The sequence below is a fragment of the Bacteroides faecis MAJ27 genome, from assembly GCF_900106755.1.
Lineage (GTDB): Bacteria > Bacteroidota > Bacteroidia > Bacteroidales > Bacteroidaceae > Bacteroides > Bacteroides faecis.
Genome location: NZ_FNNN01000026.1, coordinates 70721 through 83753, shown reverse-complemented (window position 1 = coordinate 83753; position 13033 = coordinate 70721). Strand labels below are relative to the sequence as shown.

7 protein-coding genes are annotated in these 13033 nt (G+C 42.4%); 1 reads left to right on the top strand and 6 read right to left on the bottom strand.

Annotated elements, in window-relative coordinates; translation table 11 throughout:
- Nucleotides 1-34: 34 nt before the first annotated feature.
- Complete coding sequence (locus BLW31_RS19095) at nucleotides 35-742, top strand: hypothetical protein (RefSeq protein ID WP_231946198.1); 708 nt, start codon at nucleotides 35-37, stop codon at nucleotides 740-742.
- A 121-nt stretch (nucleotides 743-863) separates the two neighbouring features.
- Here BLW31_RS19095 and BLW31_RS19090 read toward each other — a convergent pair whose 3' ends face one another.
- From BLW31_RS19090 to BLW31_RS19065, 6 genes are all read right to left on the bottom strand, one after another.
- Nucleotides 864-4289 carry a glycoside hydrolase family 38 N-terminal domain-containing protein gene (locus tag BLW31_RS19090; RefSeq protein ID WP_010539347.1) on the bottom strand — a complete coding sequence of 1142 codons (3426 nt, stop codon included), beginning with the start codon at nucleotides 4287-4289 and terminating at the stop codon, nucleotides 864-866.
- Between the two features lie 43 nt (nucleotides 4290-4332).
- Entirely contained in the window at nucleotides 4333-5370 is a 1038-nt protein-coding gene (locus tag BLW31_RS19085; protein ID WP_010539346.1) for a glycoside hydrolase family 43 protein, read from the bottom strand.
- A gap of 22 nt (nucleotides 5371-5392) precedes the next feature.
- Nucleotides 5393-8521, bottom strand: coding sequence for a GH92 family glycosyl hydrolase (locus BLW31_RS19080; protein ID WP_029425703.1), 3129 nt, complete (start codon nucleotides 8519-8521; stop codon nucleotides 5393-5395).
- A 105-nt stretch (nucleotides 8522-8626) separates the two neighbouring features.
- Complete coding sequence (locus tag BLW31_RS19075) at nucleotides 8627-9856, bottom strand: DUF4998 domain-containing protein (RefSeq protein WP_029425702.1); 1230 nt, start codon at nucleotides 9854-9856, stop codon at nucleotides 8627-8629.
- A gap of 19 nt (nucleotides 9857-9875) precedes the next feature.
- Nucleotides 9876-11075 (bottom strand): DUF5000 domain-containing lipoprotein, encoded by a 1200-nt coding sequence (locus tag BLW31_RS19070; RefSeq protein ID WP_029425701.1) that lies wholly within the window; start codon nucleotides 11073-11075, stop codon nucleotides 9876-9878.
- Between the two features lie 23 nt (nucleotides 11076-11098).
- Nucleotides 11099-13027 carry a RagB/SusD family nutrient uptake outer membrane protein gene (locus BLW31_RS19065; RefSeq protein WP_010539342.1) on the bottom strand — a complete coding sequence of 643 codons (1929 nt, stop codon included), beginning with the start codon at nucleotides 13025-13027 and terminating at the stop codon, nucleotides 11099-11101.
- Nucleotides 13028-13033 lie beyond the last annotated feature (6 nt).

The following is a 13033-nucleotide window of genomic DNA, read 5'->3' as shown; positions in this document are numbered from 1 at the left end:
AGAAGAAGACGATAAACATTTAACTCCATTTTCTATAAATTTGAAGGCAAAGATAAGAATTTGTAATTTCATCCCTCAGATTTATTCATTGATCCACAAAAGGCTTGGATTGCAAGCAGATTATCTGGCAAAGATTGTGGAAGAGAAAAAGCTGGAACGCGACTTTATTATTTCCAGATATGATGATCTACTATATGTATTGCGAACACAGAAGACGTGTAAACCTCTATATGAAATCATTATTCGTGAACTTTCCCAATTGATTGTTCATCCCGGAGCCCGTGATATTTTCTACTCCATCTCTATGGGGGAATCAATAGAGAAAGTTGCCGGTCGGCATCGAATTACTTATGGCAGGGCGTTACAGATTTATAATTCTCATCTCAGAGGGTTGAAAGTAAGAAAGAACGTGCTGGCTACTTATCGGAAACATATTATAGATGCCCGTTTTCAGTCTTTGGCGGATAAAAGCAAGAATATAAATTTGAATCAGGAAGAAAGAATTCTCCAATTGTCTGTCGGCAAGGTGGCCAATACGAGGCTGACTAATGTCTTGTATAAAGAAGAAATCCGGACGGTAGGGCAACTGCTGGAATTAGTATCGGGAAAGGGATGGAGATGGCTGCTGAAAATGGAAGGCGTAGGGAGGGTTTCTTATGACCGCTTGCTGTCCAATCTTCAGTTGGCGGAAGTGGTCGATGAAAGTTTGGAGCAGATACTTTCCAGTCGCTCTGACAGATGATGAGGGGGGCAAAAGTCAATAGTATTAGGAGAGTTGCTACTGACTTTTGACATCTCCTCATCTCTTTGTGGTGATGATTCTTCCGTTTTTTTAGGGTAGACTACGCATTTGATTCTTTTGATTAAAAACGTTTTATCTTTATAAATTTATTCTGGTACCCCTCAAATATATGCTCTGACGTTTCATTTTCCAATTTCTCTTCAATAGCATTTACTATTGTGAAGGGGACGGTTTGCCCGTCTTCATTTAAAATCCTGAGGTTGGTTCTCTTTCCATCTATCTCTCTAATGTTCAGTAGTATGTAACCTTCTTCTTTAGAGGGGGTACATGAAGTCATCAGGAAATTGTCTTTCTCAAAATGGAAGGCTGAGTACTCTGTGGGTTTATGATTCTCTGTTCCTGTCGGCATTACCCGGGTATATAGAGGAATACGTGAGCTCCAGCCAAACTTGGTAGCAAGGTTGTTAGATGGGGCAACGGAAGAGGTCAGATGGTAACTCCAACGGAACTCTCCTTCTTGGGAAGCTTTGAAGTTGGTATTCCAGTAATTATTCATCACCCACGAGTAGACATGAGGCCTTTCGTACTGTTTCTGATATTGAAATTTTCCGAGGTTTATGTCTCCTAGTTGATAGAGGGGGATGAGGCTGCTTCCTATAATAATTTGCGCCCGATTATTTTGTACCGATACAAAGTTTTGAACAGTATTCCAGTCTGTAGATGTCCCTTCCAGTTGATTCTTGCCAGATATAACTGTTCCGCCCTGAACGTCGAATGCCAGTTTCCCTTCGGGCAGTTGGAAGGGAAATGCAACGTATATCCCTGAGGGCTCCGTCTCCGGCAGACGCTTGATTGCGTACTCCAGTTCTATTCGTTTGGTATCATGATATAATTTAATCTCCAGATTGACCCCAAATGCTTCGTCTGTTCCTGGAGATTTTCCCTGCAACAGGATACGTTGATAAATAGGTCCATTCGAACTGTCAATGATCCGGCACTCGCTCAATCCTGTTCTGTTGTAATCATCCAGGCGATATTGGGCCAATTGGTCACGATTACCTAACTTCTCATAGATAAAAGCACCCAGTTCCCATGGAGACGAACTATCGACCAGTTCACAATTCAATTCTTTATCATACAAACTTTGGATCGTTCCTTTGTCCGGGTTGAGTTGTAGTTTGTAGAAATGATTTTCGATACTGGCATTGTTTATTGTAACAGTTCCTGTATCAGTAGACGGTTGTTTGAAGACAATCTCAAACGTCTTGTATCCCATAGGTGGAATATCCTCTGCGAAAATTGCATAGTAGCACCCTTCTCTGCGATAACGGATCGGTTGGACTTTCAACGAATGTCCTTGAAAGTCTGTTATTTCGAAGAATTGGTTTCGGGGGATCACTTCAAAATCAATATATACAGTCAGCATCTCCGAACGTTTCCAGTTCAACGTATTGAAAATTGTAAGGGTCGGGTTCTTGCCTCTGCGGAGGTCTCCTTGAAGTAAACCGACGGAGGTTTCATACAGCATTTGTGTTCTTTTGACTGCTTCCCATGCATAGGCTGACTTTTCTCCCCATTGCACCTGACTGTTTTCGCACAACGGATCACTGACGCTTTCGGATGCTCCGAACGTGTGTTCATCATAGAATAGCAGGCTTTCATGTATGTGCTCTATTCGTTGGTGAGTGGTCTGTGGCAGGCATTTGTCTTTTAATACAGCCATAGACAGTAGCCCTTCTACCGCTGTCATATCCGAATGAGTTTTGCGTGAAGCCGCTGTTTCTCTTGCGGCAGAACCGAAACCGTCTGTCCACCAGTCTGGATATGCGGCTCTGTATGCGGGAATTTTATCCCCGTATCGCTTCGTTACATAATCCAGAAATTCGGATGCAGTGGCACTTCGTAGCTTAGGATATGCGTACTTTTCATTCCACTCTCTGATGAGTTTGCATTCAATGATGGAGGGCGGTGAATTATCCGTGAAATAACCGGAGTATTGTATGCCTACTGCATCAAACGGATAACACTTACGCTCCAGTTCTGATAAATAATGTAGTAACTTCGGTTCTGTCTTTTGAATGTCTCCCTGCTCTATTCCCCAGAAATTGCCGGTATTATAATGGTCGGCACGGTAAGTCAGAATCGGTTTACCTGACGGAGATTCCCATTGGAAGACAGTCGGCATATTAAACGGAACCTGCGATTTGTAATGGTGTTCTCCCATCCACAGGTATTTTATCCCGAGGTCCGGCAGATAATCTGCCAGACACCATGCAATTCCGTTGACGTCATTCTGCATGGCCAGCGTAGAGGGAATTCCATGTTTTCTGAATTCTTTGACGGGCTGGAGGAAAGTCTTGAAAGAGCTTTCGTCTACAATCTCCGACATATTGAAATACATGGATGCAACTTCTATTTGTCCTTTGGCAATGTATTTTTTTAGTTTGTTTACTTGTTCTTCCGGTCTGTTTTTCAAATACTCGTCTACAGCCCATGCCGATTCGCAGGTCCATCTGAACTTCGCATCATCTGTGTAGTCTTTTGTCTGTTCGCAGTATTCAATGGCATAGTCTATATACCGGAGATGTTCCGACAAGATTTCGGTTTGAGGTTTGGTGTAGCCTATATCTGTGTGAGTATGCTGAACGAGATATACTGTCCATTTCTTGACAGGAGTTGCCTTTTCATTGATTTTGCTGACGGCTTTTCCTTGTTCTTTCAGTATGATCGGTAACTCACATGGAGCGGTGACTTCCGGAATGGATGTCTCAATGTTATTTATTCCGGGGGTCAATACGTATCTTTCCGGTGGAAAATTACCGACTTGCAGTTCCACCGGTCTCTTTTTATGATGCCAGTTGACTGCTTTTATTTTGACCGGCTGTCTCAGTTCTTTTTTCTTTCCGACCACCAATACAGGAGAGAAGGCAGAAGATACGAGACTGGCTTTGGTCGTAAGATTGTTTGTTTGCAGAGGAGAGTCAGATGTCAGCTTTATCTGGTCGAATGCTACCCAACTGCCTGATATGCTTTGGATCGTGAGTGTGTTGTTTCCTGCTCTGAACTCATCAGCCGGAATGTCAAGCGTGACGGATAACTCTTTTGAAACTGTTTCTTTTGTGTTCAGATATTCTGGATTTGTGCCTTCGGGTGTTTGGATGGATTTCTCGAAGCTGTTGAGCCTCACCTCCAGTCGGGGAGGTGAGGAAGGATGAGTTTCTGCAAATAGAAGTCGTAGTTGTATTTGGGTTGTCGGAGAAGGAGCTTCGGCCAATGAAAAGCCAATAACAGCCTGCCCTGATATGCCACCTGCCCAGACATCACTAGGCCCCGGCAGAAAGTAAGGAAAATCAGCAGAATGATTTCTCCCTACTTCGTATAGATAAACATCATTGATGTAGTTCCGATAATCGTTTTTATAAAACTTGAACTCTTTGGCGGAGTTATCTTTGTTTCCTATTTGCCAGACTGTATTTTGAGAATGAGCTGTGAGAGTTCCCAACAATCCGATGATACAAACGATTTCTTTAATTTTTATCTTTCTCATGTGAGTTCCTTTTAGAAAATGATATGCTATTGCTATATCTTAATTAAAATTCGTATTTATCAGGTGACCAGCTATCCAGCCATTGAATAGCCATGCTTCCGTCTTCGCGGAACTGTATAGGCAACCAGATATAGGTTGAGTGAATTAGGTCTGTTTTATTCCATTTGTCAAACATGGCTATGTATGCGTCTTTCTTTCCTTGAATCGGCAGTACATGGGTACTTTGTCCATAGAAGGTTTTGTCGGCGTCTTTTCCTACACAAGGATTCCCTTTTACGGTCCACGGTCCTAAAATTTGGGTAGCCACTGCATATTCCGCTTCATTGGGACTCCAGCCGGTACATCCCGAACTGATGACGTAGTATAGTCCGTTGTGTTTGAATACAGCAGGGGCTTCCCGGAATTTACCTGCGAAATTGCGTGTGAAAGTACCGGAAGGTTTCAGGTAGTCGTCGGACAGCAAACTGATATATAATGTAGAATTCTGTTCGGAAGAATAGATATGATAGGCTTTGCCGTCGTCATCTTTGAAGAGGGTCATGTCCCGGCTGATTTGCCCGTTCGGGTGCATCGAACCCAGATAGGTGAAAACACCAGTCGGTGAATCGGAAACAGCGACTCCGGCAGCAGCTTTATTGTAGTCGTCACTGTCCACGTGCAGCCACATTACAAATTTCTTGGTTTTATCATTGTATATAACTTTAGGTCTCTCCAGCACTTTGGAAGGATGGAGATCGGATTGTGTATCAGACATTTCTGGTTGGAGAACGAGTCCTTCATATTTCCAGTTGAGAAGGTCCTTGGAAGAGTAACAATTTACTCCACCGGCTTCCGTACGATAACATTCCCAACCGGGAACATTGGGATTCCAGTAAGTGGAATCACTTTTACATTCGCCATACCAGTAGTAAATTCCCTCGTGATATAATATACCGCCTCCGTGAGCATTTATTTTCTCGTTGTTGGTGTCGAGCCATTCTACTCCCGGAGTGATGGCTGTATACTTGTGTGATGTGTCACGTGATGACTGACATGATAATAAAACGGCTGCTGTGATAAGACTGAGTGAGATCTTTTTCATTTGTTACTATTTTTTTATGATATTATTTGATTCCCCAATTTTTATTCGGACGATTTCCCATTTCAAGTTCCAATGTGCCGCCTTTGAGCAGTTCTTTTGCCGGAAACTTGAAGGAATTCAGCTTCTTGCCATTTAGTTTAGCGGACTGGATGTACTTATTTTCCCGCGAAGTATTGCTAGCTTTGATGATAAATTGCTTTCCTCTACCGAAATGTTTTCCCAAATCTATTTTTATTTTTTCAAACAGAGGACTCCCCAGTTCATAAACAGGTTCTGCGTTACAACCTCCGTCCGTCTGGAATAATCCCAATGCAGCCATGACAAACCAAGCGCTCATTTGTCCTTGGTCTTCGTCTCCCAAATAGGCATTTGATGTGTCAAAGCCATAATAGCGGTCGATAATGGAACGGCTCCACCGTTGCGTTTGCCACGGTTGGCCTGCCCAGTTGAATAGAAAGGCGAAGTGCATGGATTGCTGGTTACCTTGTACTACTGGAAAGTCCCAATACTGGTCTCCCGGGGCATTATACCTCCATGGCTCACTGGCTTTGAATCCCCATGACAGCCGGTCGATAAAGCGTTCTTTACCGATAAATTCGGTAAGTGCGGGAACGTCCTGAGGTACAAAAAAAGTAAGTTGCCAGGCGTTTCCCTCTACATAATGATGGTTAGCTCCTGATTTGAATGGATCAAAGTTCTTTTCCCATTCACCATTGCTGTAGCGCATTTGGGCATAACCTGTCGCCGGGTTGATTGCGTTTTTCCACCAGTTGCCTCTGTCGGAGAATGTTCGGTAATATTCCTCTTTTCCCAGTGCTTTTGCTAGTTGAGAGACTGTCCAGTCGTCATAAGAGTATTCTAATGTGTTAGAAAAACGTCCTTTGTCGGCAGGTACATATTGATGTTGCAGATAAGTTTCCAAATCTCTGTTGCCGGCAAACCCATTGGCTACACGTTGGGCTGGTGTAGTTTGCATCTTTACGATTGCCCGGAACATTTTTTCCGCATCGTAATTCCGTATTCCCATTTGGTAAGTACTAACTAAAAGGGGAATCTCATGTTCGGCCACCATCACAGGTATGTATTTCATTCCACTGGGACCTTTTGCCAGCCATCCGTTGGCGTCATACATAGCCAACTGCGATTTTACCCATCTGGATGACCATTCGGGAGCAATCAGGTTCCATACCTGATTCAGATTCCAGAAAGTATTCCAGAAGGCATCGCATCCCAAAGCGACGGCATCCGGGTCGTCCAGCTTTTGAATGTTGCCTGCTGCATCCACCCATCTGCGGTCTGCATCACTGAATGTATTCCGGCAGAACGCACGGTATAAATTGGTGTAAAATCTTACCTTTTCCCGATAATCGTTGCTGTATATCCGGACTCTGTTTAAAATATTATTCCAACTATCCGACTGATGTTTGCGTACAGCTTCAAAATTCCACCCGAATGGTTCCGTTATCTCATTGGAAAGATTGTTGGAAGCCCCTGCCATATCTACATAAGATATTCCGGAACGTACCATAACTTCCGGATGATCGGTAGTATCAAATTCGGCATAACAGCCGAATCGATGAGGGTAGCGGGCTGTCATAGTATCTGTTTCCCATAAAGTATGATCGTGCCATCCTCCAAATTTCTTGATATCTTTATTGAACTCAATCACGAAATAGATTGTATAGTTCTGATCCGCATCCGCCGACCATACATTTTTGGATAGTTGCTTGCTGAATCCTTCGATCCGTCGTGCCCCTGTTTGCTTTACACTTCCTTCAACAATCTGGTAATCGTATTCACTAGGGATTTTCAGATCGATCATGACACGGGCATCCTTATCTTGCGGATATGTATAACGCTGAAAACCACACCGGGAGGTGGCAGTCAGTTCCGCCTTGATTTGATAATCGGTCAAGTCTACTTTATAATATCCGACTTTTGTTTCTTCACTTGTTTCGTCGATGGCAGAACGATACGAATTGGCACCTTTGACTAAGGAAGACTGGCTGCCTATCTCCGTTTTTAAAGGGCCGTTGGCAGGCATGATGCCCAGACCTGCCATGGTCCATTCGTGTATGTGGCTAAACGTACCTATGCTCTCGAATGAAGGATCATATCCCGATTGCCAACCGCTATCCTGATTGTCCGGACTTAATTTAACCATGCTGAATGGCATCCACGGACCTGGTGCTATCATCCAACGGGAGTGCGCAGTTCCCATTCGTGTATCGATGTAATCGGCCAGTGTGATTGTATTGTGAGGTGCGCGCCTGATCATTCCTTTATCTAAGATTGTACCATCGGCGGATATGATGTAATGGCTTGTTTTGGGAGACTTGACAACTGGCATTGGAGCTTCTAGTATGTATCTTCCTTTTTCCAAACGTTGTTCCAGTATCTTTTTTCCATCTACTTCCACTCCAAGGAGAGGATGTCCGGAAAGATGTTCTATGTCTACTAATAGTGGTTGGGCTACAGGACTGGTGGTTTGAAAGTCCGCCGCTTTAACATCTCGGAGATAAACGGATTTGTTGACTTCATTTAGTTCAGCATTATCCGGTCCCATAAGCCTGATATCATCGAAGAGAATCCATGAGCCTTCGAGACTTGTAAGCGCGATGGAGTTGCTTCCTTTTCTGATCACTCCGGCGTTCAAAGGAATTTCGATCGTATGCGGTTTGATTTGTGAATAGTCACCGTCTATTGATTTTCCACTTCCTTTGGGAAGGGCATATTTCCATGATTTTCCGTTGATCGTTATTTTAAATAGTGCCGGAAGTTCGTGGTGAGTATCTAATAGGTCTATGATTAATTTCCATGAGTCCGTTTCGGGGACTTCCTTCATACCAAAGAGTATGTTTAAAACATGAGTCCGTATACCGGCAGTATAACTTGTTCCTCCCCAATGATCGGCAGGTCCCGGCAGAACATAAGGAAAATCTTTTTGAGGGGAAGACAATCCAATGATATAAAACCTGTCCTCCCAACCAAAATCGTTTGCCAGAAACTCTTTGTATTTGTCAGGGGACAATGCCAACTCACTGGCACTATGATTTTTCTCCCCGATTTGCCAGACAGTCTTGGTAGGTGCTGCACATAATCCGGATAGGAGGAATAAAAACGTGAATAAACTCAATGGTATTCTTTTCATATTAACATTCAGTCTTTTGGATTTAAGATACAAATTTGTTTTTTACATAGGAATGTATCATTCTTTTTTGTATACACTCCTATGCAAAAACAAATTCAACTGTTATCACTGTAACAAACTAACCTTTTTACCCCAGAACTTGATTTCGCTGGCGGAACCATAGGCCCCCATTCCTACGTGTGGAGCTGAGAGTGATTCTACAATACGGTATCTGATGTATCTTATATTTTCGTGTTCTTTATCGCAGGCGAACTTAATACTGGGTTGCCAATCGGAAACAGAAATGTTTTTTGTAGTCAGCTGTTTCCATCCTTTTGCTTTCGCATTTTCTTCCCAAGCCGGGTTTATAGATGGAACATCCGGTTCATGGCTTTCCAGGTCTTCTACATCTTCAATTCCCCATATTTGGAATAATCGAGGCATCCAGTCTGTTCTTTCATATCCGGTAAAGAACAGTTCGCATTCGGTAATCGTTGCTGTAAGTCCCATGTCAATCGTCAGATGATGAGGAACTCCTTGATTATCGCCGGCATGATAACCGCTGTCATAATTCCATGTATCATTGTTCCATAACTTTTCTACTGAACCGCCATAACCGTTTACAACATCTGAAGGCATATTTGCGTTGGCAAAGTTAGTTCTGGGTATTTCTACAATCGGATCGTCGGGCAAAGCGTATTCTGAAATGGGCAGGGATACGATATCCAATGCTGTTTCGCCGGGTAGGATACGTGTTTCTACTGTTAATACAGAATTAGATTTCCAGTCAGGTAAGTTAGTTGAAGCGGCATCTCCTTTTACTGTTAAAGTTAGTAGTTGCTCATTTGAGTCATAGTACTTAACTATTGCTTCCACCACATTATCTGCCTGATTCCAAATTAAGTTGAGCGAGTTGTCGGCAATGACGAATTGCATATCGGTAATTCGCTTGGGATAATAATTCGCTATGTGCTCCATTCCGTATACATCTACATTGTAGGTTTCGGATAGTGAGGTATTACCTTCTTTATCCTTTGTGGTTATTTTAACGTAATAGTTGCCTTCTTCCACATTTTTGATTTCATAACTGAATTCAGGTTGCGTTCTGTCAATGTCTGTTGTGAAAACCTTGTCGTAACCTACAAGTTCTATTATGCAAGTCTTTGCTGTGGCTAGATATTTCATAGACCCCTTTATCATCATGCGCTGAAATCCCGGCTGTATTTTTACATCCGCCAGCTTTCCTACATAAATTTGTTCTCCGTCTTTGATATATTCAGAATAGGTATCATGAATATCTGTGCAGGAGGTCATACACAGGAGAATAGTAGTTATTATATATATTACTTTTTTCATTTCTGTCTATTTTATAAGGTTATTCTTCACCTTGGATATCTCCCCAAAGAGTGATTTCTGACATAACTGATGTTTCCATTCCCGACCATGACATTAAACTCTGGAACCGGAAGTAGCGAATGAATGGTACATCCTGGTTGAGGGTAAATACATGGCCTCTCTGGGCTTCCTCAATATCTTCCTGAGTAAGCGCATCACCAAATGCCCCACCGGATGGTTTCTTCATTTCTCCATCAAATAATACCACCCAGTTATCCGGATTCTGCAAATCTTTACCCTCTTCGCAGCCATATAATTTGAAGTGCTTGGGAGCTCCATGGGCATATAATAAGTCTTGACTATCCAGACGTTGCCAGAATTGGAATTGGCTGAGGCGTACATTGACATTCAAGTCAATACTAAAGGCATGCGGGAAAGGTGTCGGGTATTCGGTATGTCCCCAGTTCCATCCACCTATTTGTCCGTCCCATAGGCGGGAATGATAGCCTTCGTGGTAATCCCAGCTGACGTCATCCATCACTTTGACTAGTTGGAATTTTGTTTTATCCAATAAGCTTTCTTTCCAAGGAGTGATTTCGGCATACAATGTGTCGGAAGTGTTTTCCCATTTATCCCTTACGAAGATGGCTAATTTCAATAATTTATGTTCTAAGCCTTTTATAGTCAGGCGGCCTTCTTCTTGTTGTGAGGAGTATACGTCATGAATCTCGTATTCATTGTGTTCATCTACCCATTTGTAAATGTAGAAAGATAATGCACTTCTTGCTGCATTATTGAAATCGAGGAAGAATCCTCCGAAACTTTCGGTCACTTTTAATGATTCTTGTGTCTGAACGACTGCAGGAGTCAGAGGCTCAATAGTCACGATAGCCGGTGTGGAATAGTTTTCGTGGCGGTCTACAGAGTAAAGTTTGACCTCTCTCTTTTGTGTATCTCCCAGCCCTTCTATTACCAAAGAATCTACATACATGGAAGATCTTACTTCCTGCTGCTCTCCGCGGGTATTAGTGAAGATAGCTTTGACGTATAATAAATCTACATCATCGGAAGGAGTATATTTAATAATAGCTCCTCCGTTTACATTCTTCACCGATATATTAGTAATCGGTGCCGGAGCTTTTCCATCATTCGTACCGCGTGGTTCGGCCTCGTAATCACCGGCACAGTTTGCAAAACAAACTGCTGCAAGTATTAAAAGTATAAAAGCTATATTTTTCATCTTTGTCATTTTTATGTTAAAAGTTACCATTGAGGATTCTGAACAAGTTTCGGATTTCTGTTGATAGAATTGGTCTTAATAGGCCATAAATAATCTCTTGGCATGAATTTTCTCGTGAAGAGAACTCGTGCATTATAAAAGTACTCCGGGTCCTGCTCTAATACCGACCAGCCTTTTATCTGAGTATTCAGATATGTAGAGCCTAACTTCCATCTGCGTACATCATGGTAACGATGGCCTTCGAATGCAAGTTCTATCATTCGCTCTTTCTGTATAATTTCACGCATTCCTCTTTGGGTGGTTGGCTTATCCGGGCGGTTGGAGTGATTACGCCATGTATTTACCAACGAACCTCCTTCATCTAGACCGGCTTTATTTCTGACCTGCTGTACATAGTAATATACATCTGTAGTTGGAGTTTCATTAAGCTCGTTGAGAGCTTCTGCATATAGCAGGTATAGATCGGACAGGCGAATAATCGGGAAAGAATATACGTAATTGATATTGGTCGCACTGGTGTTTACGTTTTGATAACTAACCAATTTTTTTGTGAAATAACCTGTCGGTGAATATAGTTCGTCTGAAACGCCGGCAATATCTCCTTTCTTTGATTTGATAGGATAGGAGCTCGTTTCGTTGTCGTTACAGCATTCGATGGAGAACCATTTTCCACCATCAAAACCAATATAGGCATAAAAACGAGCCTCTCTGTTTAAATGCAACTTGATAGTTGTGTAGTTTGGTGTAAAATGAATCGGATCATCTTCCGGAGTTGTTGTCAGTTTATATCTGTTTTCATATTCATAATCTTTATCCTCATCCATCGGGACTCCGTTCGCTGTATAGAATTGTTCTACAATTTCTAGTGACGGCGCAAGTTGTGAACAACTACGACCCATTCTGTTTCCTAATGAATAGTTGGTTAAATGTGCTTGGCATAGATTCTGTATTCCATCTGTTGCATTGGAACCTAATGCCCATATTATTTCAGAATTAAAACGACCGGTAATTGTGTTGCGTAGTGTCAACTCTTGCTGTAAAGCTGGTGAAGGAGTATAATTTAGCTTCTCATCAAATTTGTATAAAGAAGCTCCGGCTTCATGGGCAGTGTTGATGGCATCCAGACACGCTGCGGCTGCCGCCTCCCATTTTTCCTTTTTATACTCTTGGTCGAAGAAAGGTATCCCTTCTGAATTGACAAATTCAGCATACATCGTATTGCCGTTGAATAAAGGGCTGGCAGCCAGTATTAGTAATTTAGCCTTGATTGCTTTCGCGATAGGTAATGTGATGCGCCCTAATTCCGTGCGTGGAGAAGTCACATTGAATGTTAATCCGGAAGGGATGTTCATGGCTTCATCCAATAAATCAGTTGTATAAGTGACGATATCATTAATCGTTTCTCTCTCCAGTTGCATCATATCTAAGTCTGCTTCTACGCTGATGTTCTCTTTAAGTAAAGGAATGGGCCCATAGTGCAACATGAGATAATAAATATAATATGCTTTCAGAGTCATCACTTCGGCTTTCCATTTATTTTTCTCTTCCATACGCATGTCAGGTACGCGATCGATGTTGTCTATAAAAATATTGCATTCATGGATTCCTCTGAATATGTTGTAGCCTCCCTGACCTCCATCCCAGTAATTTAGTAAGGGGTCGTTAGAGTTTTGCATGCCACGTGCAATGTTGAATGAAGTTATATTTTTATAGTAGTGGGACTCTGGTTTCAGATACCACATTTCTCCACCGCAGATGAGGCCGGAGTTGTGGTCGAGATTGGCTGCTGCAGGCACGAAGTTGTAGCAGGTAGCTAAATATTTTTCAGCATTAGCCCGAGTGTTGAATGCCATTTCAAGCGTTGCGATATTATCCGGCACGATATCAAGATAGTTGCAGGATGTGATTAATACCGCCAATAATGTACTAGTGAATAAATGTTTGTATTTCATAATGTA